Annotated in this window: 26 protein-coding genes; 14 read left to right on the forward strand and 12 right to left on the reverse strand. The window is 65.1% G+C overall.

The genetic code is table 11. The features are described 5' to 3' along the window. Positions 1 to 155 precede the first annotated feature (155 nt). The 4 genes from ppk1 to ACFR9U_RS08520 all read right to left on the reverse strand — a co-directional run bounded on the left by ppk1 (position 156) and on the right by ACFR9U_RS08520 (position 4,624). Positions 156 to 2,264 carry a polyphosphate kinase 1 gene (gene ppk1, locus ACFR9U_RS08505; protein ID WP_247375469.1) on the reverse strand — a complete coding sequence of 703 codons (2,109 nt, stop codon included), beginning with the start codon at positions 2,262 to 2,264 and terminating at the stop codon, positions 156 to 158. 236 nt (positions 2,265 to 2,500) lie between these two features. Further along, the gene (gene hcp / locus ACFR9U_RS08510; RefSeq protein WP_247375460.1) at positions 2,501 to 3,817 is read right to left on the reverse strand and encodes a hydroxylamine reductase; all 1,317 of its coding nucleotides are present in this window, start codon (positions 3,815 to 3,817) and stop codon (positions 2,501 to 2,503) included. A gap of 197 nt (positions 3,818 to 4,014) precedes the next feature. After that, entirely contained in the window at positions 4,015 to 4,428 is a 414-nt protein-coding gene (locus tag ACFR9U_RS08515) for a DUF371 domain-containing protein (RefSeq protein ID WP_247375448.1), read from the reverse strand. Between the two features lie 49 nt (positions 4,429 to 4,477). Continuing rightward, a complete protein-coding gene (locus ACFR9U_RS08520; RefSeq protein ID WP_247375446.1) occupies positions 4,478 to 4,624 on the reverse strand; it encodes a hypothetical protein in 147 nt (48 codons plus the stop codon). Between the two features lie 290 nt (positions 4,625 to 4,914). Here ACFR9U_RS08520 and ACFR9U_RS08525 point away from each other — a divergent pair, with 290 nt between their 5' ends. The 4 genes from ACFR9U_RS08525 (at position 4,915) to ACFR9U_RS08540 (ending at position 10,300) form a co-directional block, all read left to right on the forward strand. Further along, positions 4,915 to 6,798, forward strand: a complete 1,884-nt coding sequence (locus ACFR9U_RS08525; protein ID WP_247375444.1) for a glycoside hydrolase family 2 protein — start codon at positions 4,915 to 4,917, stop codon at positions 6,796 to 6,798. 262 nt (positions 6,799 to 7,060) lie between these two features. Continuing rightward, the gene (locus ACFR9U_RS08530) at positions 7,061 to 7,951 is read left to right on the forward strand and encodes a coiled-coil protein (protein ID WP_247375443.1); all 891 of its coding nucleotides are present in this window, start codon (positions 7,061 to 7,063) and stop codon (positions 7,949 to 7,951) included. 117 nt (positions 7,952 to 8,068) lie between these two features. Further along, the gene (gene sppA, locus ACFR9U_RS08535) at positions 8,069 to 9,076 is read left to right on the forward strand and encodes a signal peptide peptidase SppA (protein WP_379814143.1); all 1,008 of its coding nucleotides are present in this window, start codon (positions 8,069 to 8,071) and stop codon (positions 9,074 to 9,076) included. An 81-nt stretch (positions 9,077 to 9,157) separates the two neighbouring features. Next, positions 9,158 to 10,300 (forward strand): DUF373 family protein, encoded by a 1,143-nt coding sequence (locus ACFR9U_RS08540; protein WP_247375441.1) that lies wholly within the window; start codon positions 9,158 to 9,160, stop codon positions 10,298 to 10,300. A 6-nt stretch (positions 10,301 to 10,306) separates the two neighbouring features. Here ACFR9U_RS08540 and ACFR9U_RS08545 read toward each other — a convergent pair whose 3' ends face one another. Further along, a complete protein-coding gene (locus ACFR9U_RS08545) occupies positions 10,307 to 11,152 on the reverse strand; it encodes a hypothetical protein (RefSeq protein WP_247375439.1) in 846 nt (281 codons plus the stop codon). A 99-nt stretch (positions 11,153 to 11,251) separates the two neighbouring features. Here ACFR9U_RS08545 and ACFR9U_RS08550 point away from each other — a divergent pair, with 99 nt between their 5' ends. Further along, positions 11,252 to 11,971 carry a diphthine--ammonia ligase gene (locus ACFR9U_RS08550; RefSeq protein ID WP_247375437.1) on the forward strand — a complete coding sequence of 240 codons (720 nt, stop codon included), beginning with the start codon at positions 11,252 to 11,254 and terminating at the stop codon, positions 11,969 to 11,971. 383 nt (positions 11,972 to 12,354) lie between these two features. Here the strand turns inward: ACFR9U_RS08550 and ACFR9U_RS08555 are convergent, their stop codons facing one another. Next, entirely contained in the window at positions 12,355 to 13,320 is a 966-nt protein-coding gene (locus ACFR9U_RS08555; protein ID WP_247375435.1) for a sugar phosphate nucleotidyltransferase, read from the reverse strand. Positions 13,321 to 13,513: 193 nt separating this feature from the next. Between ACFR9U_RS08555 and ACFR9U_RS08560 the strand changes: the two genes are divergently transcribed. The 3 genes from ACFR9U_RS08560 (at position 13,514) to ACFR9U_RS08570 (ending at position 15,223) form a co-directional block, all read left to right on the forward strand. Then, the gene (locus tag ACFR9U_RS08560) at positions 13,514 to 14,212 is read left to right on the forward strand and encodes a hypothetical protein (protein ID WP_247375434.1); all 699 of its coding nucleotides are present in this window, start codon (positions 13,514 to 13,516) and stop codon (positions 14,210 to 14,212) included. Between the two features lie 103 nt (positions 14,213 to 14,315). Next, entirely contained in the window at positions 14,316 to 14,612 is a 297-nt protein-coding gene (locus ACFR9U_RS08565; RefSeq protein ID WP_247375432.1) for a transcriptional regulator, read from the forward strand. Between the two features lie 116 nt (positions 14,613 to 14,728). Then, positions 14,729 to 15,223 carry a hypothetical protein gene (locus ACFR9U_RS08570; protein ID WP_247375430.1) on the forward strand — a complete coding sequence of 165 codons (495 nt, stop codon included), beginning with the start codon at positions 14,729 to 14,731 and terminating at the stop codon, positions 15,221 to 15,223. On the opposite strand, the gene ACFR9U_RS08575 is transcribed toward ACFR9U_RS08570, so the two are convergent. Further along, on the reverse strand, positions 15,211 to 15,663 hold the full coding sequence (locus tag ACFR9U_RS08575; RefSeq protein ID WP_247375428.1) for a Rieske (2Fe-2S) protein: 453 nt from the start codon (positions 15,661 to 15,663) through the stop codon (positions 15,211 to 15,213). The two genes, ACFR9U_RS08570 and ACFR9U_RS08575, sit on opposite strands and share 13 nt — an antisense overlap. A 132-nt stretch (positions 15,664 to 15,795) precedes the next feature. On the opposite strand from ACFR9U_RS08575, the gene ACFR9U_RS08580 reads away from it, so the two are divergent. Then, a complete protein-coding gene (locus tag ACFR9U_RS08580; RefSeq protein WP_247375427.1) occupies positions 15,796 to 16,845 on the forward strand; it encodes a saccharopine dehydrogenase family protein in 1,050 nt (349 codons plus the stop codon). Positions 16,846 to 17,044: 199 nt separating this feature from the next. Here ACFR9U_RS08580 and ACFR9U_RS08585 read toward each other — a convergent pair whose 3' ends face one another. Genes ACFR9U_RS08585 through aroE form a run of 5 tightly spaced genes read right to left on the reverse strand, consistent with a single transcriptional unit; the run spans position 17,045 to position 21,515 of the window. Next, a complete protein-coding gene (locus ACFR9U_RS08585; RefSeq protein ID WP_247375417.1) occupies positions 17,045 to 17,941 on the reverse strand; it encodes an aminotransferase class IV in 897 nt (298 codons plus the stop codon). Continuing rightward, positions 17,911 to 18,567, reverse strand: a complete 657-nt coding sequence (locus ACFR9U_RS08590; RefSeq protein WP_247375415.1) for an anthranilate synthase component II — start codon at positions 18,565 to 18,567, stop codon at positions 17,911 to 17,913. The genes ACFR9U_RS08585 and ACFR9U_RS08590 overlap by 31 nt, the downstream gene beginning before the upstream one ends. Beyond that, on the reverse strand, positions 18,564 to 20,063 hold the full coding sequence (gene pabB, locus ACFR9U_RS08595) for an aminodeoxychorismate synthase, component I (protein WP_247375414.1): 1,500 nt from the start codon (positions 20,061 to 20,063) through the stop codon (positions 18,564 to 18,566). Before pabB ends, ACFR9U_RS08590 begins: the two co-directional genes overlap by 4 nt. 41 nt (positions 20,064 to 20,104) lie before the next feature. Then, complete coding sequence (locus ACFR9U_RS08600) at positions 20,105 to 20,692, reverse strand: helix-hairpin-helix domain-containing protein (RefSeq protein WP_247375413.1); 588 nt, start codon at positions 20,690 to 20,692, stop codon at positions 20,105 to 20,107. Between the two features lie 25 nt (positions 20,693 to 20,717). Then, entirely contained in the window at positions 20,718 to 21,515 is a 798-nt protein-coding gene (aroE, locus tag ACFR9U_RS08605) for a shikimate dehydrogenase (protein ID WP_247375412.1), read from the reverse strand. Between the two features lie 130 nt (positions 21,516 to 21,645). Between aroE and ACFR9U_RS08610 the strand changes: the two genes are divergently transcribed. From ACFR9U_RS08610 to ACFR9U_RS08630, 5 genes are all read left to right on the forward strand, one after another. Next, entirely contained in the window at positions 21,646 to 22,983 is a 1,338-nt protein-coding gene (locus tag ACFR9U_RS08610; RefSeq protein WP_247375410.1) for a sodium:calcium antiporter, read from the forward strand. Beyond that, complete coding sequence (locus ACFR9U_RS08615) at positions 22,983 to 24,341, forward strand: D-aminoacyl-tRNA deacylase (protein ID WP_247375408.1); 1,359 nt, start codon at positions 22,983 to 22,985, stop codon at positions 24,339 to 24,341. Before ACFR9U_RS08610 ends, ACFR9U_RS08615 begins: the two co-directional genes overlap by 1 nt. Positions 24,342 to 24,437: 96 nt before the next feature. Continuing rightward, complete coding sequence (gene ftsZ, locus ACFR9U_RS08620) at positions 24,438 to 25,607, forward strand: cell division protein FtsZ (protein WP_247375401.1); 1,170 nt, start codon at positions 24,438 to 24,440, stop codon at positions 25,605 to 25,607. A gap of 128 nt (positions 25,608 to 25,735) precedes the next feature. Next, entirely contained in the window at positions 25,736 to 25,903 is a 168-nt protein-coding gene (locus ACFR9U_RS08625) for a protein translocase SEC61 complex subunit gamma (protein WP_247375398.1), read from the forward strand. Positions 25,904 to 25,905: 2 nt separating this feature from the next. Continuing rightward, positions 25,906 to 26,343 (forward strand): transcription elongation factor Spt5, encoded by a 438-nt coding sequence (locus ACFR9U_RS08630; protein ID WP_247375395.1) that lies wholly within the window; start codon positions 25,906 to 25,908, stop codon positions 26,341 to 26,343. Positions 26,344 to 26,446: the final 103 nt, after the last annotated feature.

Here is a 26,446-nt window from a genome sequence, read left to right on the forward strand (position 1 = left end):
CGGTCGGTGTTTCCCGTCAGTCGCTCGCCATCGGTCGTCGCCTGGCTGTGCGCCGTCAGTCCGTCGGTCCCCTCGCTCGTCATGCTGGTACTGACGGCGACGGACTGTAAGAAATTGCTAATTGCTCTCTATGCTGGTGCTAGATGGTACGTACTCTATATATTCGCGTCTGGGATGGCGTCTTCGGCCTGGTCCATGAACGTCTCCTGTGCGGTTCTCACGGGCTCGTCTTCGTCCGGGGTCCGCTGGACGTAGCTCCCGTCGGCCTGCATCTCCCAGCAGTTTCGGTTGTCCGCGAGACAGACGTCGAGGACGTACTGGAGTCGCTGCTGGAGGGCCGGGTCGTGGATCGGTGCCACGGCCTCGACGCGGTTGTCGAGATTCCGCTCCATCCAGTCGGCCGACCCGATGTAATAGTGTTCGTTCCCGTCGTCGCGGAAGTAGAGGATTCGCGAGTGTTCGAGGAACCGGCCGACGATGCTGACGACGTCGACGTTCTCGCTGACGCCTTCCAGCCCGGGGCGGAGCCGACAGATGTCCCGGACGATGAGGTCGATGTCCACGCCTGCGCGAGACGCCCGATACAGTTCCTCGACGATCTCGGGGTCTTCCAGACGGTTGAGCTTCGCGACGATCTTCGCGTCGGTTCCGTCGCGTGCGTGGCCTGCCTCCTGTCGAATCAGATCGATCAGTCGCTGGCGCATGTTGCCGGGCGCGATGAGCAACTCGCGGTACTCCTTGTGGAGCGAGTGGCCGGTGAAGTAGTTGAACAGTTTCACGAGGTCCTGGCCGATGTCCCTGCTGGCGGTCAACAGCCCGAGGTCCTCGTACCGCTTGGCCGTCTCGGAGTGGTAGTTGCCGGTGCCCACGTGTGAATACAGCTGGACGCCGTCGGACTCCTCGCGGACGACGAGCGACGTCTTCGTGTGTGTCTTGTAGCCGATGGTCCCGTAAGCGACGTGGATGCCCTCTTCTTCGAGCTTCTTGGCCCACTCTAAGTTGTCTTTCTCGTCGAAACGCGCTTTCAGCTCGACCATCACCGCGACCTGCTTGCCGTTCTGGGCGGCGTCGATGAGGCTCTGAATGATCTTCGAGTCGCTTGCCGTCCGGTAGATAGCAGCCTTGATCGCCAGCACGTCGGGGTCGTGGGCGGCCTCGTCGATGAACCGCTGGACGGTGTCAGTAAACGCGTGGTAGGGGTGGTGGACGAGGATGTCGCCGCGCTTGATTTCGGCGAAGATGTCCCTGGGCTCGTCGCCGCGACGCGTCGTCAGCCGCGGATGGGATTGTGGCGTCCACTCGGGCAGTTTCAGATCCGGGCGGTCGAGGCCCGTCAGCCGCATGAACTCCCTGTAATCGAGCGGCGCCGGCAGCCTGAACACTTCGCGGTCCTCCACGTCGAGGTGCTCCAACAGCAGATCGAGCACCCGGTCGGACATGTCCGACTCGACTTCCAGGCGGACCATCGTCGCGAACCGCCGCTCTTCGAGGACCTCTTCGATCATCTCGATGAGGTCTTCGGCGACCTCCTCGTTGCGTCGGACCTCGGCGTTGCGCGTCACGCGGAACGTCGCGTGTTCGACGATTTCGACGTTAGGGAACAGGTGTTCGAGGTTCGCGGCGATGATCTCCTCGAGCAGGACGTATCTGGTGTCGTCATCGATCTGGACCAGTCGCGGGCGATTCTGGGGAATCTTCACCCGAGAGAACGTCGGGTCGCTCTCGCCGTCCTGTCTGGTCAACACGGCCAGCGAGAGCGAGAGGTTCGAGATGTGCGGGAACGGGTGAGCGGGGTCGAACGTCAGCGGCGTCAGCGTCGGGAGCACGGAGTTCTCGAAGTAGGCGTCCAGTTCGGTCTGCTCCCCGTAGTCGAGGTCGTCGTAGTCGACGATCTCGACGCCGGCCGTCGAGAGCGCTGGCCTGATCATCTCGTGATAGCACTCGGCCTGCCGCTCGAACAGCGGGGCTGCCTTCTCGAGCACTGCCTCCCACTGCTCGCGCGGCGTGCGCCCGTCGGGCGTCGTGTCCGTGACGTTCGCGACGATCTGTTGTTTCAGCCCCCCGACCCGCTTCATGAAGAACTCGTCCATGTTCTGGGTGAAAATCGAGAGGAACTTCACCCGCTCGAGCAGCGGATTCCGCTCGTCGAGGGCTTCGTGGAGCACGCGCTCGTTGAACTCGAGCTTGCTCAACTCGCGGTTCAGATAGTACTCTGGATCTGACAGGTCGACTGTCCGTTCGGTGGATGCTGCGTTGTCCGACATTGGTTGTTCTGGGTGGGTTTGACGACTGGTCCGAAGGTAGACTGCCGTCACGTGACTGACAGCTGATGGGTCGGCCAGCGTTTACGTCACAAAGGGACCCCCTCAGGTAACCGGTTGCTATGTGGGGTATATACCCTACTATCAGCAATTACGAGTATATAGCAGACAATTCCCCCGTTCGAGACCGGCGACTATCCGAACGAGCAGCGACCGCTTCGAACGGTCTGTCCGATCGATCAGTCCGCGCTGGCGGCAGACGACGTGCCGGTGCCGAGCATCGCTTCGAGGTCCGAACGAGCGTCACCGATGGGCTGCAGGCCGAACTCGGCCTGTAAGGTTTCGGCGACCTCGGGTGTGACGAACTCGGGGAGGCTCGGACCGAGGCGCACGTCCTCGATGCCGAGGGAGAACAGACCGAGGAGGATGGCGACGGCTTTCTGCTCGAACCAGGAGAGCGCGATGCTCACCGGGAGGTCGCCGACCGCGCAGTCGAACTCCTCGGCGAGCGCGCTGGCGATCTTGACCGTCGAGATGGAGTCGTTGCACTGACCGAGGTCGATGTACCGCGGGATGTCGGTCCCGGGAACGGTCCCGAAGTCGAGGTCGTTGAACCGGAACTTCCCGCAGGAGGTCGTCATGATGACGCAGTCCTCGGGGACTTCCTGGGCGAGTTCTCGGTAGTACGACCGGCCGGGCGTCGGCGCGTCACACCCGCCGATGACGAAGAAGTGAGACAGGTCGCCGTCCTCGACGGCGTCGACGATCTGGGGCGCCATGTCGACGACGTTCTGGTGGTGGTAGCCGGTCGTGATCCGTTCGTCCGAGTTCCAGTCCGCTGCGGGCGTTTCCAGCGCGTGCTCGATGGCCGGCGTGAAATCGCCCTCGGGCAGGTCGTCGGTGCCGTCGAGGCCCGCGACGCCGTGCGTGTACATCCGGTCGGCGTACTCGTCTTTTGGCGGCTGGACGCAGTTCGAGGTCCCGACGACGACGCCCGGGAACTCGTCGAAGAGGGTGCGCTGGTCGTACCACGCACCGCCGATGTTACCGCGCAACTGATCGTCGTTCGCGAAACGGGGATAGCCGTGCGCCGGCAGCATCTCGGAGTGCGTGTAGACGGTCACGTCCTCGCCATCGGCCTGGTCGAGGAGTTGGTCGAGCGCGTGGAGGTCGTGCCCCGTCACGAGGATCGCGTGGCCGTCGACGTCGTTCTGGGGCACTTCCGCCGGTTCCGGAAGCCCGAATGCCTCTGTGTGTGCTCGGTCGAGTTGCTCCATCACTTCGATGGCGGCTTCCCCGACGTCCATCGCGAGGTCGAGGTGCTGTTCCGGGTCGAAGTTGACGTTCGTCAGCGTGGTGTAGAGGGCCTCTGAGATCGTTTCGTTCACCAGTTCCGAGCTGTAGCCGAAGTTCCGCGCTTCGGTGTCGTAGGCGGCGACGCCTTTGAGCGCGTACAGAATCAACTCCTGCATCGAGTTGATGTCGTCTTCTTTGCCACACACGCCACGAACCGTACAGCCGCCGTCAGGGGTCTGCTCACATTGATTGCACAGCATACTCCGGCCTTCACCGATCGCCTGCATAAAGTGACGACGGCGTTTTCACAGTCCGGTACCCCTCCCGAACACGTTCGGCGGGACGTTTAGGGTGATACCAGGCCCAGCGTCCTAGTTGCCCAGAACCGTTGGTGCCCCAGCGTCCGTGAAGGCTCGGTCTCCTGTGTTCGCGTTCGACCCGCGGTCAGGCGCGCTGGTTACTCGACGCGGAGCGTCAGCGTCGCTTCGGCCCCCTCGGACAGCGCGGTCACGAGGTCACGGTCCAGGTCGCCGGCTGCGCCGTCAGCGCCGACCATGACGGTGCGATCGTCGACGTAGTCGCTGGTGCGGCCGACGATGCTCCGTTCGTTCTCGAAGGAGAGATCCGGGTGGCCGCTCCCCGTGACGGTTTCGGCGTAGCCCCCTGCCTCGATCGTCGCCGTGATCGTCGCCTCGGCGTCCTGGCAGGCGGCGACGAACTCGGGATCGAAGTCGGCGGGGACCCGATCCGCCTCGATGGCGAGGATGCAGTCGCCCGCCGGCGTCAGGTAGTCGTCGCTCGTGAACTCGAACGTGCTCGCGTGCTCGGCCGACACGTGCTCGTGTCCGTGTGCGCGGACCACTTCTTCCATGACCGTCCGTTCCCGACGACTGCACTTCAGGCAGTCGTTTCACGGGCGATCACGCGGTGACAGTGACCGTCACGGCACCACAGGCACACTCGTAGGCGCGGCGCGCTCCCGCGTCGGTCCGGTAGACGAGTTGCAGCGCAGCGTCGCCCAGTTCACGCTCGCAACTGTCACAGGTACAGGCCAACTCCTCGAACATGTTTGCAGAGACGGACGTCAGTGGTATCAAGGCGAGCCGTCCGCGGAGTGAAAGTGAAAGTAAACGGGGGCGACGCAGTCGCCGTTCCGCCGCCGTTCGTGCCCGCAATCTGGCGGCCTCTGTGCCTGCTGTCTCCCACGGTGCTCTCGCTCGCGAGACGAACTGGCAGGCGCGTTCCGGATCGGCTGGGGTCGATCGGGTCCTGCAACTTGTATTACTCACGTGACCAGTCAGGAATTTAGGAACAGTCGCGTAAAGGATATGACCCAGGCGGACGCGCGGGCATACATATGCTGGGTCAGTGGACTGGTGCGTCGGTCGAGTCGGACGACGGGAAACCGGATCCGGAGATGTGGACGCCGGTGGACGTTCCCGGGCGACCGTCGGCGTTCAAAGGCGCCGACGCCGTCGCCTACCGAACCGAATTCGAAGATCCCCGACCGGAAGATCACACACGCGCCGTCCTCGAACTCTACGGACTGTTCGCTCACGCGCGCATCTGGTTGAACGACGATCTCGTCGGGACGCACGACGCCTACTTTCGTCCGTTCCGTCACTCGTTCGAACCGGCCGAGACAAACGAACTCGTCGTCGAGTGTCGGGCGCCACAGGATCGGTTCGGCGGCGTGTACGCGACCGACGCCATGCCGGAGATCCACCGCGTCCCGGGGATCTGGTGGGACGCGTCCATCGAGACCTACCCAGAGCCGTTCATCTCGGAGCTGGACGTGCGGCCCCGCGCCGTCGACGACGAACAGGCGGCGATCGACGTCCGCGCCGTCGTCGAGACTGCCGAGCCCATCGACGATCGAATGACGTTCTCGCTCCGGCCGGAAGGCGAGTTCCAGAGTCGCGGGATGATGGACCGCGCCCAGGTGCAGGCCGGTGCCGGTGAGCGCACGGTCGTGACGCACACCATCGACGTCCACGACCCGTCACTGTGGTACCCGCGCGGGCACGGTCCCCAGCACCGCTACTCGGTGCGAGCGAAACTGGACGGCTTCACGACGAGCGTGACGACCGGACTCTGCTCGATCGAACGCGGCGACGATAGCCTGCTCGTCAACGGGGAACGCGTCCCCGGGCGCGGGTTCAACCTTCAGACGGCGACGCCGGCCGACGTCAAACGCGCCGTCGACGCCAACGCGACCGTCGTCAGACTGCACGCCCACGCGCCGCGCCAGGCCGTCTACGAGGCGGCCGACGAGGCGGGACTGCTGGTCTGGCAGGACCTTCCGCTGACCGGTCCCGGCGGGTTCAGCGTCAGTCGCGGGCAGGAGGTCGCAAAGCATCTCCTCTGGACGTTCGACAAGCATCCGTCCCTGGCGGCGTTCAGCGTCCACGACGACCCCGTCGATCTCTTCCCGTCCGCGCTCGGATCGGGCTTTCTCGACCGGCTACGCATGCGGTGGCGGACCCACCGGGCGAGCTACGACCGCGGTCCTGCCGAGACGCTGGCCGAGTCACTCCCCGACGACCGGCCGGTGTTCCCCGTCGTCGGATCCGTCGGCATCGATCCCGACGCGGCCGCAATCTATCCCGGCTGGGATTACGGGACCGTCGACAGCACGGACTGGGTCCTGGATCACTACGATGTCGGCGACGTCGTCGCCGAGTTCGGGGCCGGCGCACTGGGGCTCGGCGAACTGACGAACACGTCGGGATTTGACCAGGGGAAACACGCGAGCCACGTCGCTGACGCCGACGACACGCAGGCCTCCCAGCGATACCAGGCCAGAGTCGTCTCGGAGATCGCGGAAACGCTCCGCTTGCGCGACACGGCTCTGTTCACCGCGTTCGCACTCCGGGATACCGGTGACGCGGGGATGGGCGTCATGGAACGCAACGGAACAGAGAAAGACGCCTACCAGGCACTTACGGACGCGTTCGAACCGGTGCAGGCGTTCCTCGCGGAGCCGACGCCCGGTGCGACGAGCGAACTCACCGTCGTCAACGACACTCCCGAACCGGTCGAGGGGATCGTCAAGTGGGTCGCCGGCGACCTGGAGGGAGACACGGAGATGGCGCTCGACGCCCACAGCCGGGAGACGCTCGGAACGCTGACGATTCCCGACGACGCCAACGGCATCTCGCTGATGGTCGCCCTCTACGAGGAAAACGAGGAAGGCGACATGGTCGAGCAACGGGCCGTTGGTAACGATTACTATATATAAGTACATCGACCACTATTCGACGACTGTGCGAAACCGTCCCGTGGCGCCTTCAGGCGTTTGCTAGCGGGTTACATGCTCCTCAGCGACCGGAATATTTAAACCATCAAAGACGGTACTATGAATCACCAGAACGCCTCCGGCGTTCCGGCAGTATCGTGCGACGCCCATAGATGACAGGGAATCTTCCTTATCAGGCGCCAGCCACCAACAAAGAGCGTACGCTGTCGACCGTCGGAGCGGTAATGGCATAGAGGTACCAACAATGGCAGAGTCAATCGACGATTCCAAAAACATCGAAGTAACAGACGACGACATCGAAAACAAATCCAAAGGCGAACTCATCAAGCTCGCCGGCCAACTGCGCGACCGACGAAACGAGCTGAACCAGCTCGCGTCGGAGCGCGCTTCCAATCGGGACGACCTGAACGCGAAGACTCGCGAGAAGGTCGACGAAGCACAGGAACACCGCGAGAAGCGCGACGAGCTCAACTCTCAGGTTCAAGAGCACAAGGAAAAGCGCAACGAGCTCAACGCCGAGGCCAACGAGCTGTTCGACGAGGTCGAGGAGAAGAAATCGGACCTCGAACTGGATGAAGGGGCGTCCATCGAGAAGCTCAAAGAGGAGATCGAAGATCTCGAGTTCAAACAGCAGACCGAGGTCCTCAACCCGGAAGAAGAGCGCGAGCTCATCGAGAAGATCGAGAACAAGCGCGAGGAGCTCCAGGAGAAAAAGGAGAAACTCGATCAGACTGACGACGTCGAGGGGATCAAAGAGGAAGCAGAGGAGATCCGCTCCGAGGCGTCCCAGCACCACCAGAAGGTGACGGAGCTCGCCGACGAGGCCCAGAAGCACCACAACGAGATGATCGAGGCCTATCGCGAGGCCGACGAGATCCGCGACGAGGCCGACGAGATGCACGAGCAGTTCGTCGAGGCCCAGGAAGCCGCGGACCAGCACCACGAGGACTTCGTCCGCGTCCAGAAGCGCCTGCGCGAACTCGACAAGAAGGAAGAAGAAGAGGAGCGCTCCCAGCGCGAGGAAAAGCAGGAGGCCGCCCGCGAAGAGGCCGAAGAGATCTACCAGAAGTTCAAGGAAGGCGAAACCCTCGACACCGAGGACCTGATGAAGCTCCAGAAGACGGGGCTGCTCTAATTCCGATCTAACTGAATTCGTTCGCGACGCGAGCAGTGATTTCTCGTTTTCTCGCCATCCCTAGCGACGCGGTTCTCGATATACGGATTTTTCAGCGCTCAGACCCGAGACGGAAGCATGGCTCTTCGTGGACAGGGACGGATGCAGTCCGCCGTTCGCGGCGCCGTCGCACTCGGGACTGCACTCGTCGTCGCACTCCTCGCCTGGGAACTGTTCGTCGATCTCCCGGACGATCTGACGCACTTGCTCGGGATCGTGCTGTTCGTCCTGGTGATCCCGCTGGCACTGCGCGTCGGAGGGAACGTCGCATCGTCGGTCGTGCCGGGCTACAACGTCGCCGAGGTCGCAGTCGAGGGACCGATCACCAGGTCGGCGGGCGGCGGCGTCACGTCGCCGACCGGTGCACACGCCGACGACGTCGTCGACCAGATCGAACGAGCCGACGATGACGACAACGCCGAGGCGCTCATCGTGAAACTGAACACGCCGGGCGGGGAGATCGTCCCCAGCGAGGACATCCGGCTGGCGGCCGAGCGATTCGACGGGCCGACGATCGCCTACGCGACGGACGTGTGTGCCAGCGGCGGCTACGACATCGCCAGCGGCTGTGACGAACTCTGGGCACGAAACGGGAGTATCGTCGGTTCCATCGGCGTCATCGGGTCGCGCGTGAACGTCAGCGACCTCGCCGACGACCTGGGCGTCAGTTACGAGCAGTTCACGGCGGGGGAGTACAAGGACGCCGGCGTCCCGTTGAAGGACCTCGACGAGGACGAACGGGCCTACCTCCAGGGAATCGTCGACGACTACTACGACTCGTTCGTCGAGACCGTCGCCGAGGGCCGCGGCCTGGACCCCGAGACCGTCAGGGACACGGAGGCGCGGATCTACCTCGGCGAGGACGCCGCCGAACTCGGGCTGGTCGACGAACTCGGGACGCGACGCGACGTCGAGGAGCGACTCGAAGACGAACTCGGGACGGCAGTGACCGTCGAGGAGTTCGAACCGGCGGGCACCATCCGCGAGCGGTTGCGAGGCGGCGTACAGTCGGTGGCGTACGCCTTCGGCGCCGGGGTCGCCAGCACGTTCGACGCGACTGACGGCTTCGACTTCCGCCTGAAGTAGGGGTATCGAGGGCCGATCGGATGCAGTCTGGCGATGAACGGCTGCAACCTTTTTTAATGGTTGGCGCTCCAACCACCGACAGTGACAACGTTGGTGGTGTGTATCGACCGGAGCGGGCACCTCGGCATCGACCCGCCGGTCGTCGGCTGGGAGGCAGTCCAATCGCTGGTGACTGACGCGGGCGTCGCGGACCCCGAAGACAGTCGCGTCAACTGTATGCTCGAAGCGCTGCGTATCACCCGCGACCTCCACGACGAAGACGAAGGTGCCGTCGTCGCGGTCGTCTCCGCGAGCGGCGACTCCGTCTCCAGCGACCGGGCCGTCGCGCGCCAGACCGACGACCTGGTGGCCGAGTACGACCCCGATTCTGCCATCGTCGTCGTCGACAGCGCCGAGGACGAACGGCTGGTCCCCATCGTCGAGAGCCGCATCCGCGTCGACGCCGTCGACCGCGTCGTCGTCCGCCAGGCCCGCGACATCGAGTCGACCTACTACCTCCTCAAACAGTTCCTCGCAGACGAGGAACTGCGAAAGACCGTCCTGGTGCCGGTCGGCGTCGCGCTGCTTGCCTTCCCCGCGTTGCTCTTGCTGGCTGAGAGCCCCGCCGTGGCGACTGCCGCCATCGCCGCCGTCATCGGGGCCTTCTTCCTCTACAAGGGGCTCGGCATCGACACGTTCCTGGCGCGGTTGCCCGGGGAGATCCGCGACGCGTTCTACTCCGGGCAGGTGTCGCTGGTCACGTACGTGGTCGCCAGCGGGCTGGGACTCATCGGCGTGTTCGCGGGCGCGATCGGCGTCTCCTCGACGGGCGGCCAGCCGCCCTTCATCCTCGCGATGCGGTTCGCGTTCGACAGCATTCCCTGGCTGACGGCCGCAGCGCTGGCGGCCAGTACCGGCCGGCTGCTCGACGAGATCATCCGCGAGGAGCGCGTCCGGGGCGCCTACGTCAACCTCCCCTTCGGCGCGGTCGCGGTCGGACTGGTCATCCGCGGCTTCTCGGCGTACTTCCTCGAACGAGCCCGCGTGTTCGACCCCTTCACCGTCCAGCCGGTCGACGTGGGACCGATCGCCGTCGAGGGACTCACGCTGGAGCCGCGCGTCCGGCTGGCGGTGTTCATCTTCACCGGCATCCTCGTCAGTCTCGTCGGCGTCAGGTTCTCCTCGTATTTCAACGGTGCCGAGGTCGAGGAGGACGTCGACGACGAGGTGGCCGAACAGCAGTAACACTGCTCACTCGATGCGGGGCTCGTTGCGACCTCTGAGGACTCGATCCGGCGTAATCCGCAGGTCCTCGCCCCTCTGGCCGGTCGCATGGAGGAAGATCGCCGTCCGCGACACGCCTTCGAGGAGACAGCAGAGAGTGATCGTGAGGAACGGAACGAGCAGGAAGCCGAGAAACGGCGTGAAGAACCCGAGCGGGTCGATTCGAACCCCGAAGAGAGTCGAGCCGATGCCGAACCCTGCACCCGCGTACAGGCTGATCGTTGCGAGGCCCTGAATGACCTCTGTGGTGACGATCGACTCGACCGCCGTCTCGGAGACGGCATCGACGACTGGGTCGGCGATCTCAGAGAGTGACCTGTTCTCAACCATTACGATCACGATTGCGAACATGCTGCCGCTGCCCTGCAGTGCCGTCAGCACATCTACGGGGAGGTCGCCGAGAACTCGTTCGAGGAGCGTTCGGCCATACCAAGACAGCATACCGCCCGTACCGAGGACGAGCCCCAACGCTGTGAGCGTTCGTCGGTTTCGCCAGACGGCGGTGACTCCCGAGAACGGAACGGCCGGCTGTCCGCGGAAGAGCTGGTTCGTTTCGTAGACCATCGCCCCGAACAAGACGGTACACAGGACGCCACCGCCGAGGAAGTAGGCCGCCACGCTCGACAGCCAGACCGCGAGGCGAACGATACCGCCCTCAGTGAGTACGATCGGGACGGCGACCGCCGGAATCAACAGGAAGAGTGAGAGCGTCAGTACCACTGGATACACGAGGACCGTCGGCCGCCGAACGACGACGCGTCCCGTCTTTGCGAGCGCACGAACGGCGATCCTGATTCGGGCGACGGAATTCATTCTCGTGGCACGGGCTGGACCCGTTTCCGGATAAAAACGTTCGTCTCCCCCGGTCGGCAACCGGAGTGGATTTAGGCACTCGTCCGCTACCCGACGGGTATGACAACCGGTGCGTGGGTTTCGCTCTTCTCAGGCGGCAAGGACTCGTCGTGGGCGCTCTACCAGGCGCTCGAACGCGGCCTCCCGGTCGAACGGCTCGTCACCGTCCACCCGGAAGAGGATTCGTACATGTACCACGTGCCGGCGACCGACCTCGCGGGCCTCGCCGCCGAGAGCATCGGCATCGATCTCGTGGACGTCGAACCCGACGACCTCGCGGCCGCCGAGGCGACGCATTCGGGCGACCAGGGCGACGCCGAACTCGCAGTGTTGGAGACGGCCCTTCAGGACCTGGCCGCCGACCTCGACGGCGGCATCGCGGGCGTGACCGCCGGCGCAGTCGAGAGCGAGTACCAGACCTCCCGCATCGAGGCGATGTGCGACCGCCTGGACGCCGACCTGTTCGCACCGCTCTGGCAGGAAGACCCGCGCGACCTGGCCGACGCGATGCTCGACGCCGACTTCGAGATCAAAATCATTCAGGTGGCCGCCCACGGCTTGGACGAGTCGTGGCTCGGTCGTACCCTCGACGCCGACGCCATCGCCGACCTCGAAGCGCTCCACGAGGAGTACGGCGTGCACATCCTCGGGGAGGGCGGCGAGTTCGAGACGCTCGTGACCGACGGCCCCCACATGGAGCGAGCGATCCGACTGGAGTACGATTCCGTCTGGGAAGGGATGCGAGGCCACGTCGAGATTACCGACGCCTGGCTGGAGTGAGCATCCGGTGAGTGACCATCGGGAACGAGCCGGTTCACCGTGACCGAACGGAGTGAGGTCACGGCTCTTTTTGGTCCAGCTTTTTCGAGGAGTGGTCGCGGCGTCGCCGTGACCCGACGATGAAAAAGGTGGCTCTGTGACCGACGGCCCCCACATGGAGCGAGCGATCCGACTGGAGTACGATTCCGTCTGGGAAGGGATGCGAGGCCACGTCGAGATTACCGACGCCTGGCTGGAGTGAGCATCCGGTGAGTGACCATCGGGAACGAGCCGGTTCACCGTGACCGAACGAAGTGAGGTCACGGCTCTTTTTGGTCCAGCTTTTTCGAGGAGTGGTCGCGGGTTCGCTGCGACCCGACGATGAAAAAGGTGGCTGGGAGTGACTACTGCCCGTTCGTGATCTGCGTGTGGGCGCCGATGAGAGCGCCAGCCAGGTCGAGGTTGGCGACGTGCGTGTCCTTGTCGATGATCGACTCGCGGATCTCGCAGTCCTCGACGGTCGTGTCGGAGAAGATGACTGCCTCCTCGATGGTCGAATCGACGACCTCGGCGTCGGGCAGGACGTGGACGTTCTCGCCGATCTCGGACCCTTCGACGGTCGCGCTCTCGGCGATGAGACTGCCGCCGTCCAGTTCCCAGGCGACGGCTTCGAGATAGCTCTCGGGCGTGCCGATGTCGTACCAGGCGTCGTCGAACGTGAAGGCGTGAACGGCTTCCTGTGACTGAAGCCACTGGATGAACCAGCCCGGTTCGTCCGGATTGTTGTCGCCGTCCAGGTACTCCTGGAAGCGGATGCTCTCTTCCGGGAACGCGTAGCAGGCGATCGACACCAGCGTGCTGTTGGGTTCCTCGGGCTTTTCCTGGAAATCGACGACGCGTTCGTCCTCCAACTCGACGAGACCGTAGGATTTCGCCTTCTCGCGGGTCCCGACGTCGTAGGCTGCCAGCGTCGGCGTGCCCTTCTCCGCGAAGTAGTCGATGAAGTCGCTCACGTCGAAGCCGATGAGGTTGTCACCGGCGATCACGAGCAGGTCGTCGTCGATCCCTTCGCGGGCGACGAGCTGGCCGAGCGCCCCCACGACGCCGAACTTCTCGTCTTCCGCGCTGGTCTCCTCGATCGAGAGTTGGGGCTTCTCGTAGCCTTCCTCTTCCACGTGCGCTTCGAACTCGGCGGCGAAGCGCTCGTTGGTACTGACGTAGACGTTCTCGATACGGTCGTCCGTCTCTAACTCGGTCAGAATGCGATCGATTACCGTCGTTTCCCCCACCGGCAGCAGCATCTTCGGTCTGTGTTTCGTGACTGGCCACAGTCGCGTCGCGTATCCCCCGGCGAGAACCACAGCGTCCATATTCCGACCCTCAATCCACGGGGGTAAGTTCTTTTTGGACCGCCGTCATCCGAACGCACTCCGGATAGCCGTCGAGGCCGATCGCGAACGCCACTACCGTTATCATCGTCGCTGCCGTACGGAACAGACAGCATCGTCCCTCGAAACCCCCATCGCGCTTATAGCTGTGTCATGATAACACGGAGCTGGTACTATGGCGTTGTATCCGAGTGAAGAGTGGCTGGACGAGTACTGCCGAGCGCTCAACGAGAGCAGCGAGCTGCAGGACTTCGGGTTCAGCGAAAACATTCTCCTGGTCATCACCGATCTCGGCCTGGACGACCTGACGATCGGGGACCTCAGCGACGACGTTCTCAGTGAGATGCCTGCGAACGTCCGTGACGGCCTCGCCGACACGTCGCTGACGGAGGCCCTCTCGCTGATCGACGAGCGCGTCCGCTCTTCACTCCCGGAATCGGTCGAACACCTGCTCAACCAGACCGAGCGAGACGTCGTCAACGACACTATCTTCGTGCACATCGAGTTAGAGGGCGGCAACTGTCACGGGCTCTCGCTCGTGACTGACCTGTCCGATCTGGAGGTCGACTCGATCTTCCAGGCCGCTGCGCGCACCTGGCAGTCGATCGTCGCCGGGCGGCCGGCGATGGCCGCGGCGCTGTGTGGCGATCTCGAAGTGATCGGCAACCAGTGGCTGCGACTCAAGTACCTCGCCGAACTGCAGTTGCTCTGTGACATCGCGGCCGACGACGTCGAAACGGAGTTCCTCTTCGAGTACACCGACCGCTCGTTCGCCGAGTTCGTGGTCGACGAGTCCCTCCGCGGGCCGATCACCGTCCAGAAGTGGCTCACCCGGGAGACCGCCCTCGCCGTTCGCCCGTTCGTCCCGTTCTGAGCGGCAGGTCGCGAGTTCGAGGCGGGCCGACCCGCTCCACTGGGCTGTGGCTCTCGGGTGCCCGGTCCAGAAAGCGTATGGTACTCCACCGCAAATCACCGACATGCGCGAGGCGAAGGCGACACAGACGACCCGCCAGCGCGTCGCGGACCGACTCCGTGAGGAGGCGCTGTCCGCGGGGGCGATTGCTCGTGACTTCGAGATCCAGGCCAGTACAGCCGTGAGTCACGTCGAGCACATCGCCCAGTCGCTGGATCACACCGACGAACAACTCCTGGTCGCGCCGCCGACGTGTCGGGACTGCGGGTTCGACGACTTCGACGACCTGCTCAACCGTCCCGGTCGCTGCCCGGAGTGCAAGAGCGAATCCGTCGAGGAACCGGCCTTCCGAATCGAGTAACCGACAGCCGTCGCGCCGTGTGGACCGTCGAGGTTTTAACGTGGCGCCCATCGCTTGATTTTTCGACTGGATTCGATGTAGCAAACTATAGGGTGGAGCACGTTAACAACTGGACTGTGCGTGGAACGCTCGGAGCCGTCGTTCGGACGGTGCTGGTGATCGGGGGGTTCGCCATGCTGCTCGGTGGGATCGTCACGCTGGCGTACCCACCGGCGTTGAGTGGCCTCGCTGGCGGCGACGACGCCGGGACGGCTTCGGCGCGCGGTGCGGGTCCGCAGGCGACTGGACTCGGACCGTCACTGCTGGTCTCGCTCGGCGGGATCGTCTGGGGCATGACGATCGTCGCTGCGGGTCTCGCGATGCCGGGCCGCAGTCCGTACCGGTTGATCGCGGAACAGCAGTTCACCGGCCGCCAACGCGCGTTCACCCTGTTGGGTGCGTTTCTCGTCGTCGGACTGCCACTCGTCGTCTGGAGTGCCGCGCAGACGGGACTGCGCTCGTCGACGGCGATTCTCGGCTCCGGCCTCCTCTCGATCGTCGGCGCGCTCCTCGTTCTCTTCGGAACTGCTGGCGGCCTCAAGTACCAACCGCGCAAGCGTCAGAACTCGTAGTTCGACTTCGAGGACAGATCGAGGTCGTCGGTTTCCATCGGGCCGGTGTCCACGAATTCGTAGTCGTCGTCGGTCAGATACACAGTCCCGTCTTCGACCACCACGTCGAGTTCAGTGAGGTACGCGCCTTCACAGGGTCCGTAGGTACAGCGACCCGAGTCGGACTCGAAGTACGCGCCGTGGTTGGCACAGACCAGTTCGCCGTCGCGCATCGGGGCGCCCGATCCCTTGTCGAGTTTGATGTGGGTGAAGTGCTGGCAGTAGTTCAGCCAGCCGGTGATCGCGGCCGACTCGCTCCCGCCGTCGGTGACGGCTTCCTCATCCAGTTTGACCAGTATCGCTTCTTTCTGTTCGTCCTCGTCGAGGTCACGAACGGTGAACAGGAACGTCGACTCGTCGGGGACGTCCGCGACGGACGTAATCGACCCGTCCTCGGCCATATTTCCGCTTGTTGGGCCGCTGGTTTCAAGCATGCGGTTGTCTACGAGCCGGCCTCGCGTCGACGCGCACTCGGCAGCACAAAATTGTCCCTTCTCGTCAGGTTGACGGCTGTTCGGTCCCGTGTCACACACATGGCCGACTTGCTCATCTACGGCTCCTACGGGTACACGGGGGAACTCATCGCCGAGGCCGCCGTCGAGCGAGGGATCACGCCGATCCTCGCAGGCCGCTCCGAACGGAAACTGGCTCGCCAGGCCGACGAGTTGGACTGTCCGACGCGACCGCTCGATCTCGCCGCCGACGACGTCCCAGCCGCACTCGCGGACGTGGACGTCGTCCTGAACTGCGCCGGGCCGTTCGTCGACACGTACGAACCGCTCGTCGAAGCGTGTATCGAGTCTTCCACTCACTACCTCGACATCACCGGCGAGATCGACGTGTTCCAGGGCGTGGCCGCCCACGACGAGGCCGCCCGGGACGCCGGCGTCATGCTCATGTCCGGCGTCGGGTTCGACGTCGTCCCGACGGACTGTCTGGCCGCGCATCTCGCGGACCGACTGCCCGACGCGACGCATCTCGCGCTCGGGTTCGAGGCGCTCTCCAGCGTCTCGGCGGGCACGGCCAAGACTGCCATCGAGTTCGTGGGCGACGGCGGCGTCGTCCGCCGCGACGGCCTGCTCGAACCGGTGGCGCCGGCACACAAGACCCGTCGGATCGACTTCGGCCGGGGCGAACGCACCGCCGCGACCATCCCGTGGGGTGATCTCGTGACGGCGGCCCACACGACGGGGATTCCGAACGTCGAGGTGTACGCCGCGATGCCCGAACCGATCATCTGGAGCATGCGCGGAACGCGGCTGTTCGCGCCGCTCCTCGGCTGCGGGCCGGTCAAATCCACGCTGCAGGAACTCGTCGATGCGACCGTCGACGGCCCGAGCGAGCGCCAGCGCGAGGGTGGGCGGAGCTACCTCTGGGGCGAGGCGACGAACGACGACGGCGACCGCGTCGTCTCGCGGTTGGAGACGCCGGAGACGTACGCCCTGACCGTCGAGACGGCGCTGGCGACGGCGACGCGCGCACTCGACGGCGACGCGCCCGCCGGTTACCAGACGCCCGCGGGCGCTTACGGCGCCGATCTGATCCTCGACGTTGAAGCGACTGCGCGTGAAGACGTCGAATAATGACAGCAAACGTCGACCTCGACCGGCGCCAGCAGGCCGTCCTCGTCGGCGTCGTCGGGGAGGTNNNNCGCCGCCGGCATCGGCCTGCTGTTGCCGACTCTTCCGCTCAGACTGGGGTGGCGCGAGAGCGTCGTGTTCGCCGGTGTGTTGTTCGTCCTGGCCGTCGTCGAGTTCGTCCTCGACGACACCTCGTTCTGACCTACTCGTCGACGTAATGGCGTTGCTCGACGCGCTCGTCGAACAGCCGGGAGAGGAGTTTCGTCATCGGGCCGGTCCCGACCTCGATCCCGTCGACCGAGGCGATGGGGCGGATCTCCCAGGTCGTGTTCGTCAGGAAGGCCTCGTCGGCGTCCCGGAGGTCGCCGACCTCGTAGCGGCCGGCTTCGACCTGGAAGTCCTCGTTCTGAGCTAACTCGACGACCGCGTCGCGGGTGACGCCCGGCAGGATGTCGCAGTCGTCGCTGGGGGTCTTGAGGACGCCGCCGTCGACGAAGAAGACGTTGCTCGTCGCGCCTTCGGCGATCGCGCCGTCGGTCGTGCGGATGAGCGCCTCGTCGGCGGCGAACTCGTCGGTCGCCGCCCGTCGGAGTTCCAGCCGCGCGCGAATCCCGTTCAGGTAGTTGTGCGTCTTCGCGTCGGCCGGCACTGCCTCGCTTGGCGTCCGTCGCGTCTTGACGGTCTGGACGACGGCGTGGTCGTCCCACGGCGTCGTCCCCTGTACGCCGCCCCGCGGGAGTTCTTTCACGATGACGACGACCGTCGGGTCGACGTCGGGGTCCGGGGTCAGTTTGCCTGGCTGGACGCCCCTGGAGACAGACAGGCGGACGTACGCGTCTTCGAGATCGTTCGCCCGCAACGTTTCCTGTACGCGGTCGCGGAGGTCGCCGGGGACGGCCTCGGCGAACCCCAGCGTCTCGCACGTCCGTCGGAGCCGTGCTTCGTGGGCCGGCCACCGGAAGACAGTGCCGCCGTAGGCCCGAAGCGTCTCGAAGGCTGCGTCGCCGTACATGAACCCGCGGTCGCGGACGCTGACGGTCGCGTCGGCCGCCGGGACGAGGTCGCCGTCTACGTGGTACTGGTACTCTCGGTCTGACATGTGTGGCAGAAAGCCGCGATCAGTCGTTTGCCGACGTCGGTCAGGATGCTCTCGGGGTGGAACTGCACGCCGTAGTGTGGTCGCTCCCGGTGCCGGACGCCCATGACGACGCTCGGTTCGTCTTTCCCGTCGCCGTCGTCGACGGTCCAGGCGGTTTCGTCGAGCACGTCCGGCAAGTCGTCGCGCTCGACGGCCAGCGAGTGGTACCGACCCACCTCGACCCGCTCGGGCAGGTCCGCGAACAGGCCCCGGCCGTCGTGTTCGACGGGCGAGGGCTTGCCGTGGACGACCGCCTCGGCGTGGCTGACGGGCGCGCCGTTGGCCGCACACAGCGCCTGATGGCCCAGACAGACGCCGAGCGTCGGATAGTTCAACTCGGCGAAGACGGCCATCGAGACGCCGGCGTCCGCGGGCGTCCCCGGACCTGGCGAGACGACGACGCCGTCCGGATCGAGGTCGCGGATCTCTTCGACGGTGACCTCGTCGTTCCGGCGGACGAGCACCTCGCTGGTCGTCCCGTCGTCGACGACTCCCCACGCGGGATCGGTCATCACCTCCCCCACGTACTGGACGAGATTGTAGGCGAACGAGTCGTAGTTGTCGACGACGAGGATGCGGGGCGTCATCGTGAGTTCTCCTCCACCGCGAGGTCGCCGCGGCGACCGAGCGCCTCGTCGACGGCGGTCACCAGCGCGCGGGCTTTGTCGAGCGTCTCGTCGTACTCCCCCTCCGGGTCCGAATCGTGGACGATCCCCGCGCCGACCCGGAGGTGGTACTCCTCGGCGTATCGAACGAGCGTCCGGATGACGATGTTCAGCGTCGCCCGGCCGTCGAAGCCGAAGATGCCGATGGACCCCGTGTAGGGTCCGCGACGGGTCGCTTCGACCTCGTCGATGATCGCCATCGTCCGCGGTTTCGGGGCGCCGGTGATCGTTCCGCCCGGGAACACCGCCGCGATCGCGTCGGCCAGGTCCGCGCCGGCTCGCAGTCGCCCCTCGACTTTCGAGACGAGGTGCATCACCTCGCTGTAGCGGTCGACGCGCCGGTACTCGGTGACGTCGACGCTGCCGAACTCGCTGACCTTCCCCAGGTCGTTGCGTTCCAGGTCGACCAACATCGCGTGTTCGGCGCGCTCTTTCTCGTCGGTCCGGAGGTCGGCTTCGAGTGCATCGTCCTCGTCGGACGTTTCCCCGCGCGGCCGCGTGCCCGCGATGGGTTCCGTCACGAGGTGGTCGCCGTCGCGGTGGAGAAGGAGTTCCGGACTGGCGCTCACCAGATCCACGTCCGGGAACTCCACGAGTGCGGAGTAGGGAGCCGGGTTGACCGCCCGGAGCGCATCGAACGCCTCGACTGGGTGAACCGCCGCTGGGGCAGTGAGTCGTTGTGAGACGTTCGCCTGGAACGTGTCGCCGTCACGGACGTACTCCTTGACGCGAGCGACCCGGTCGGCGAACTCCGCCCGGGTGTACTCGCTCTCGAAGCGCGCGGTCGAGCGGTCGGGAACTGGCGGCGGGCCGACGGTCGGATCGCCGTCCGTGGCTCGGTCGATCAGCCAGTGTGCCCGGTCGAGTCCCGCCTCGTAGGCAGCGTCTACTGGCACGCCCTGCTCGCCGTCGGGATCGACGCGCGGACAGGCAGTGACGCGGAGCGTCGTCGGCCCGTCGCGCGGTTCCTCCCAGGCCGCCAGACAGTCGTACACTGCCAGTTGCAGGCGCGGGAGGTCCCGATCGCGGACGGCATCTGTCGGCAGGACTTCGAGGTCGCGGACCACGTCGTACGAGAGCCACCCGACCGCACCGCACGGATACGGAACGGAACAGTCACCTCGCGCGAGGTCACTGGCAGCGAGCCTGTCGACGAGCGCCTGTAACGCCGGTCCGTCGTCGGGGCCGACCGAGAACTGCTCGATCGGGTCGACGCCGAAGTAGCACCAGCCTGACTGGCCCCCGGTCGTCTCCAGATAGACGCCGCCCCGGCCGTCTCCTTCGCGGGCGCGCCGATAGGCGACGAACGGGTCCGTGACCGTCACCTGCACCTCGACGGGGACGCGGGTGCCGGGAGCGACGCCCTCAGCGCCCGCTCGAAAGGCGTCCCTGTCAGTCACGACCGTCGGCTGGGTCATCACGGGAAGAGAGGAGAAGGGAAAGTAACCGTTTTGCGGTTCTATTCGTCGCCGCGTGCGGTGTCGATCCAGCGCTGGACGCGCTTCTCGGAGAGGTCGGTTTCGGCGGCGACGTCCGTGGCCTCGACTGCGACGAGGTCCCCTACCGTCTCGATGCCGGCGTCACTGAGTCGGTCGGCGTAGGCCGGTCCGATCCCGCTGATCGTATCGACCGGCTCGTCGGCGCCGTCGACTGCCGGTTCGCTCTCGTCGTCGGCAGCCGCGTCCGTTTCTGCGTCGCCCTCGTCGTCGGATTCCGCAGCCGGTTCCGGCTCGGCGTCCGGTTCGCTCTCGGGTTCCGGCTCCGGTTCGGAGTCGGTGGCGGTCTCAGTGACGGCGTCGTCCACGACGTCCGGTTCCGCGTCGGTCTCGACGGTGGGGTCCGAGGATGGCTCGGCCGCTCCCGTCTCGTCGCTGATCTCGACGTCGGTGGTTCCCTTTACTGCACCTTCACTTTCCGTCGCAGGTTCGGGTTCGTGTTCGACGGTGACGTCGACGTCCTTTCCGCCGGAGTCACCAGCGCTCGAATGCGCGCTGGACCCGGTGCCATTGAGTCCCATAACCGCTTTTATAAGCTTGAGTAGCCCCATGATCGAATATAGTCAATGCGCCTACTTAAAGCCGCTCCTGTAGCGCCGCGTTCATGCGATCGACTGGAGCGTCTTGCCCCGTCCAGCGCTCGAACGCCTCGACGCCCTGGAAGAGCAACATCCACGTCCCTTCGACTGTCGTCGCACCGACAGCGGCCGCGTCCCGGAGGAGTCGCGTTTCGATGGGATCGTAGACGGCGTCTAACACGGCGAGGTCAGCGTGCAGCGCGTCGGCCGGGACCGGCGAGCGGTCCTCTTTCATGCCGACGCTGGTGGCGTTGATCAGGACGTCCGCGTCCGCGAGCAGTTCCGGCACGGCGTCGAGTCCGTGACCGGTCGCGCCGTCGACGTCGGCGGCCAGTTCGTGTGCGGTCTCGACTGTCCGGTTGGCGACGTCGACGGTCATTCCCTCGTCTGCGAGCCCGAAAGCGGCCGCCCGCCCGGCACCGCCGGCACCGACGACCAGTGCACGACCGTCGAGTGCCACGTCGTGCTCTCGGAGTGCGCGCGTCACGCCGACGGCGTCCGTGTTGTACCCGGTGGGTGGCGACGTCGAGAAGTCGATCGTGTTCACTGCGCCGATGCGCCGCGCCAGGTCGTCGGGCTCGACCGCGTCCATGACGTCCTGCTTGAACGGGATCGTGACGTTGAGGCCGGACACGCCGAGGGTGGCGGCCGATTCGACGGCGTCGGCCCCTGCGTCTGTCGGCGGTTCGAAAGTGACGTAGCGGGCGTCTATGTCGAGCGCCTCGTAGCCCGCCTCGTGCATGGGCGGCGACAACGAGTGCCCGACGGGATTCCCGATGAGTCCGTACACGTCCATACTCGGGGCCACTGAGGGAACGGACATAACCACACCGCTCTCTCCCATTTTTGCGGCGTGTGCGGCGGTCGCTATCGGGACCGTTCGAGTTCCGCAAGACATTCATTCCGATGTTGTCTGGGTCTCGGTAGTGACCTCTCTCCGCCATCCACTCGCTGCAGTCGCCGTCGCCGTCGTGCTGACGGTTCCATGGGTCGGCGTCGAACTCTCTGGCAGCCACTTCGGTCCGGGAGCTACTGTCCTGGTCAGCGGGCTGGCGGTTCTCGGTGCGTCGTTCCTGCTGGCGTGGGGCGCTGAAACTGCTGAAGAGGACGTCCCGCGTGCGTTCGCGCTGGCCGTGCTGGCCGTGCTCGCGGTCGCTCCCGAGTACGCCGTCGACGCGCTCTACGCCTGGACTGCGGGCGCACAGGCCGGCACGGCGCGGGGCGTCGAAGCCGGCAACCTCGCCGTCGCGAACATGACCGGTGCGAACCGCATCTTGATCGGTCTGGGGTGGTCGGGCATCGCGCTCTTTACGATCTTCCGAGCACGGGGTGCCGGCGACACGCCCGTGACGCATACCGACGGCTTCCTCACTGATTTCGTCACCCTCGACCGGGGGATCGCCACCGAGATCACGTTCCTCGCGGCTGCGACGGTGTGGGCGTTTTTCGTGCCGCTGGGTGGCGGAATCGACGCTCTGGACACGGCGATCCTCGTCGGCCTGTACGTCGCCTACATCGGCATCATCATCCGCGCCGGGGCCGAAGCCGAAGAGGAACACATCGGCGTCCCCGCGTACTTCCAGTCGTTCTCGCAGCTTCCCCGAATCTCGGTCGTCCTCTCGCTGTTCGCGTACTCGGGCCTGCTGATTCTCACTGCCGTCGAGCCGTTCGCACACGGCCTCGAGGAGTTGGGTATCCAGTTCGGTATTCCCGAGTTCTTCATGATCCAGTGGATCGCGCCGCTGGCCAGCGAGTCGCCGGAGCTCATCGTCGTGACCGTCCTCGTGATGAAAGCCCGTGCGACGGCCGGGTTCAACGCGCTCATCTCCTCGAAGCTGAACCAGTGGACGCTGCTCATCGGGACGCTCGCAGTCGTCTACTCCGTCGCGCTCGGTCAGTACGGCGCGCTCCCCTTCGACTTCAAACAGCAACTGGAGATCTGGCTGACCGCCGCGCAGTCCTTCTTCGCGATGGCCATCCTGGTCGATTTCACCATCTCGCTGCGCGAGGCGGTGACGCTCCTCGTCTTATTCCTCTCGCAGGTCCTCATCGAGTTCTACATCCTCAAGGGGATGGCCCTCTCGCCGGCAGCAGCGGCAGAGCTCAGTCACACCGTCCTGCTGGCGTTCACGGCGATCTACGTCGTCCTCGGCGTTGGGCTGTTCGTCCGCCGCCGCCGGGCGGTCGTCGAACTGCTCGGGCTGGCCGGTGACACCGCGCGGGAAGCGATGGGCCGGACGGCCAAACCGGAACGGGCCGACTGATGCTCGGTATCGTCGTCTCCCGGGCTGACAGCGCTTCCGAACACGTCGGCGAACACCTCCTCGACCTCGCAGACTGGTCGCTCGAAGCTGACGAAACCCGCACCGACGCCGACGGTGGCGGGACCGTCTACCGCACGGACGGCATCGAACTCCGCGAGTTCGACGACCTGCATCTCCACCTCGACGACGTGGGATCGGTCTTCGACGCGGACCTCGATCTGCTCGTGTTCGCCTCGCGCCACAGCGGCGACACCGGTCCGCTGTTGACTGCTCACCACACCGGGAACTTCGGGCCGGCCGACCACGGCGGCGCCGACGACGACCTGGCGCGAGCCTGCCCACACGCACACAGCGAGGTGCTGGCTGCGCTCGCCGCGCACGCGCCCGACGGGTACGAAGTCGGCATGGAGTGCACCCACCACGGGCCGAGCGAAGTCGGCGTTCCGTCGATGTTCGTCGAGGTCGGCAGCGACGAACCACAGTGGGAGGATCCCGCGGCGGCCCGTGCCGTCGCTCGCGCGATACTCGAACTCCGTGGCGTTGCACCAGACGCCGAATCGGAGAACGGAACGTCGACACGTCGACACGTAGTCGGCTTCGGCGGCGGGCACTACGCCCCGCGGTTCACGCGCATCGTCCGAGAGACGGACTGGGCCGTCGGCCACCTGGCGGCGGACTGGGGACTCGACGCGCTGGGCGACCCGAGCGACCACCGCGACCTTCTCACCCAGGCGTTCGCCGAAAGCGCGGCCGAGATCGCGGTGATAGACGGTGACCATCCCGACCTCCGTGCGGAGCTCGAGGCGTTGGGGTATCGGACCGTCAGCGAGACCTGGCTCCGAGAAGTCGACGGCGTCCCCCTCGCACTCGTAGAGCGGCTCGAAGACGACCTGGTTCCGGTCGACGGCGGACTTCGATTCGGGGAGCCAGCGAGTACTGCCGAGCCGGGATGTTCGTTCGAGAGACGGGACCTTCCCGAGAAACTGCTAGGGGAAGCGCAGGGAATCGACCAGGCCGCGACTAGGGAGACGGTCGGGGCACACGCGCTCGCTTACGAGACGACGGAGAACGGGAATCGCGTCGCGGGCCGCGCCGCGCTCGCGTCGCCGGCCGATTACGACGACCTTATCGACGGTATACTCGACCTACTCCACAATACGTACGAGTCAGTCGAGCGAGAAGGCGACACAGTCGTCGCGAAAAAATCGGCGTTCGATCCCGAGACGGCACGCGAACTGGGCGTCCCGGAGGGTCCCCAGTTCGGTCGACTCGCCGACGGTGATTCCGTCGCCGTCGAGGGTGAAACCATCCGCCCTGAACAGGTACGTACCGAACGGGTCGATCGCTTTCCCGTGTAGTTTAATTGCTTCCTAACGAGACATAATTAACGTCTGACGAGAGTCTGACACTAGGGGAAAGATAATTAATGCTTGTACCCAATCCCACATTTAAATATGGACTCGATTATTAACGACGCGATGGAAGACGCCGAAGCGGAGCAGGAGCAACCACAGAACGACGAGCCGTCGAATACCGGTTCGTCGCCGTCCCCTGACGACGTTTCCACGTCGGGGACGATGACCGACGAGGAACTGGCCAGCGTCGTCACGGACCTGGAGACGAAGATCACGGTGGTCGGCTGCGGCGGTGCGGGCGGGAACACCGTCACGCGGATGATGGAAGAGGGCATTCACGGTGCAAAACTCGTCGCCGCCAACACGGACGCCCAACACCTCGCGGACGAGGTACAGGCCGACACCAAGATTCTCATCGGGAAGAAACGGACGGGGGGACGCGGTGCCGGGTCGGTCCCGAAGATCGGCGAGGAGGCCGCCCAGGAGAACATCGAGGACATCCAGCAATCTATCGACGGTTCTGATATGGTCTTCGTCACCGCCGGTCTCGGCGGTGGCACCGGGACGGGCGCGGCCCCAGTCGTCGCACAGGCCGCACAGGAAGCGGGCGCGCTCACGATCGCCATCGTCACGATCCCGTTCACCGCGGAGGGTGAGCGCCGTCGAGCCAACGCCGACGCCGGGCTCGAACGCCTGCGCGCGGTCTCGGACACGGTCATCGTGGTCCCGAACGACCGGCTGCTCGACTACGCGCCCTCGATGCCGCTGCAGGACGCGTTCAAGATCTGTGACCGCGTGCTGATGCGCTCGGTCAAGGGCATGACCGAACTGATCACCAAGCCCGGACTGGTCAACGTGGACTTCGCCGACGTTCGCACCATCATGGAGAACGGTGGCGTCGCGATGATCGGGCTGGGCGAGTCCGACTCCGAGAACAAGGCCCAGGATTCGATCCGTTCTGCGCTCCGGTCGCCACTGCTCGACGTCGAGTTCGACGGCGCGAACAGCGCGCTCGTCAACGTCGTGGGTGGGCCGGACATGAGCATCGAAGAAGCGGAGGGCGTCGTCGAAGAGATCTACGACCGGATCGATCCCGACGCGCGTATCATCTGGGGCGCCTCGGTCAACAACGAGTTCGAGGGCAAGATGGAGACGATGATCGTCGTCACGGGCGTCGAGAGCCCGCAGATCTACGGGAAAAACGAGGGCGAGGCCGCGGAAGCCGCAAAGAACCTCGGTGGCGGCGACGACATCGACTACGTCGAATAACTCTGCCTCCGCGAGAGTCTCGTTTTTTGGTGTGTTGATCCGGTGTGAGCGATTGTATCTCGTCAGTTCTGTCTGTTGCTTTGGGCCTCATCAATAGATAGAAAAAGGGGGAGCGGCTAAGCCCCGGTATGCAAGTTCCGTTCGACCTCACCTCCTACGTCCGCGTGCTGAAGTTAGCCAGCACGCCGTCGTGGAACGAGTTCTCCCAGATCGCGAAGATCGCGGGAGCCGGCATCGTCCTCGTTGGACTGCTCGGATTCATCATCTTCATCTTCATGAGCTTCATTCCCTCGTAATCATGGGCATCTACGCAGTCAAAACCACGGCCAGCCAGGAACGTACCGTCGCGGACATGATCATGAACCGCGAGGAAGAGAGCATCCACGCCGCGCTGGCGCCGGACTCGCTGACCAGCTACGTGATGGTCGAAGCCGACGATCACAGCGTGTTCGAGCGCATCTTGGACGAGGTTCCCCACGCCCGGGGCGTCGTCGAGGGCGAGAGTTCCATCGCCGAAGTCGAGCACTTCCTCTCGCCGAAACCCGACGTCGAGGGGATCGCCGAAGGGGACATCGTCGAACTCATCGCCGGGCCGTTCAAAGGCGAGAAGGCGCAGGTCCAGCGGATCGACGAGGCCAAAGATCAGGTGACGGTCGAACTGTACGAAGCGACGGTTCCGATCCCGGTCACCGTGCGTGGTGACCAGATTCGGGTGCTCGATTCGGAAGAGCGGTAAGGTAGCGCCCGCGACGAACGACGTGAGTCGCGGCTTTTTGGCCCACCTTTTTCTTCGTCGGGTTGCCGCCGGCAACCACCCCTCGAAAAAGCTGGCCGCGTGA

The organism is Halorientalis brevis, from assembly GCF_042678165.1.
Classification (GTDB): Archaea; Halobacteriota; Halobacteria; order Halobacteriales; family Haloarculaceae; genus Halorientalis; species Halorientalis brevis.

Bases quoted from the DNA above. Each gene is read 5' to 3' on its own strand.
- ppk1 (WP_247375469.1), bottom strand. From the start codon at position 2,264: ATGTCGGACAACGCAGCATCCACCGAACGGACAGTCGACCTGTCAGAT.
- hcp (WP_247375460.1), bottom strand. From the start codon at position 3,817: ATGCTGTGCAATCAATGTGAGCAGACCCCTGACGGCGGCTGTACGGTT.
- ACFR9U_RS08515 (WP_247375448.1), bottom strand. From the start codon at position 4,428: ATGGAAGAAGTGGTCCGCGCACACGGACACGAGCACGTGTCGGCCGAG.
- ACFR9U_RS08520 (WP_247375446.1), bottom strand. From the start codon at position 4,624: ATGTTCGAGGAGTTGGCCTGTACCTGTGACAGTTGCGAGCGTGAACTG.
- ACFR9U_RS08525 (WP_247375444.1), top strand. From the start codon at position 4,915: ATGCTGGGTCAGTGGACTGGTGCGTCGGTCGAGTCGGACGACGGGAAA.
- ACFR9U_RS08530 (WP_247375443.1), top strand. From the start codon at position 7,061: ATGGCAGAGTCAATCGACGATTCCAAAAACATCGAAGTAACAGACGAC.
- sppA (WP_379814143.1), top strand. From the start codon at position 8,069: ATGGCTCTTCGTGGACAGGGACGGATGCAGTCCGCCGTTCGCGGCGCC.
- ACFR9U_RS08545 (WP_247375439.1), bottom strand. From the start codon at position 11,152: ATGAATTCCGTCGCCCGAATCAGGATCGCCGTTCGTGCGCTCGCAAAG.
- ACFR9U_RS08550 (WP_247375437.1), top strand. From the start codon at position 11,252: ATGACAACCGGTGCGTGGGTTTCGCTCTTCTCAGGCGGCAAGGACTCG.
- ACFR9U_RS08555 (WP_247375435.1), bottom strand. From the start codon at position 13,320: ATGGACGCTGTGGTTCTCGCCGGGGGATACGCGACGCGACTGTGGCCA.
- ACFR9U_RS08560 (WP_247375434.1), top strand. From the start codon at position 13,514: ATGGCGTTGTATCCGAGTGAAGAGTGGCTGGACGAGTACTGCCGAGCG.
- ACFR9U_RS08565 (WP_247375432.1), top strand. From the start codon at position 14,316: ATGCGCGAGGCGAAGGCGACACAGACGACCCGCCAGCGCGTCGCGGAC.
- ACFR9U_RS08575 (WP_247375428.1), bottom strand. From the start codon at position 15,663: ATGGCCGAGGACGGGTCGATTACGTCCGTCGCGGACGTCCCCGACGAG.
- ACFR9U_RS08580 (WP_247375427.1), top strand. From the start codon at position 15,796: ATGGCCGACTTGCTCATCTACGGCTCCTACGGGTACACGGGGGAACTC.
- ACFR9U_RS08585 (WP_247375417.1), bottom strand. From the start codon at position 17,941: ATGTCAGACCGAGAGTACCAGTACCACGTAGACGGCGACCTCGTCCCG.
- ACFR9U_RS08590 (WP_247375415.1), bottom strand. From the start codon at position 18,567: ATGACGCCCCGCATCCTCGTCGTCGACAACTACGACTCGTTCGCCTAC.
- pabB (WP_247375414.1), bottom strand. From the start codon at position 20,063: ATGACCCAGCCGACGGTCGTGACTGACAGGGACGCCTTTCGAGCGGGC.
- ACFR9U_RS08600 (WP_247375413.1), bottom strand. From the start codon at position 20,692: ATGGGGCTACTCAAGCTTATAAAAGCGGTTATGGGACTCAATGGCACC.
- aroE (WP_247375412.1), bottom strand. From the start codon at position 21,515: ATGGACGTGTACGGACTCATCGGGAATCCCGTCGGGCACTCGTTGTCG.
- ACFR9U_RS08615 (WP_247375408.1), top strand. From the start codon at position 22,983: ATGCTCGGTATCGTCGTCTCCCGGGCTGACAGCGCTTCCGAACACGTC.
- ftsZ (WP_247375401.1), top strand. From the start codon at position 24,438: ATGGACTCGATTATTAACGACGCGATGGAAGACGCCGAAGCGGAGCAG.
- ACFR9U_RS08625 (WP_247375398.1), top strand. From the start codon at position 25,736: ATGCAAGTTCCGTTCGACCTCACCTCCTACGTCCGCGTGCTGAAGTTA.
- ACFR9U_RS08630 (WP_247375395.1), top strand. From the start codon at position 25,906: ATGGGCATCTACGCAGTCAAAACCACGGCCAGCCAGGAACGTACCGTC.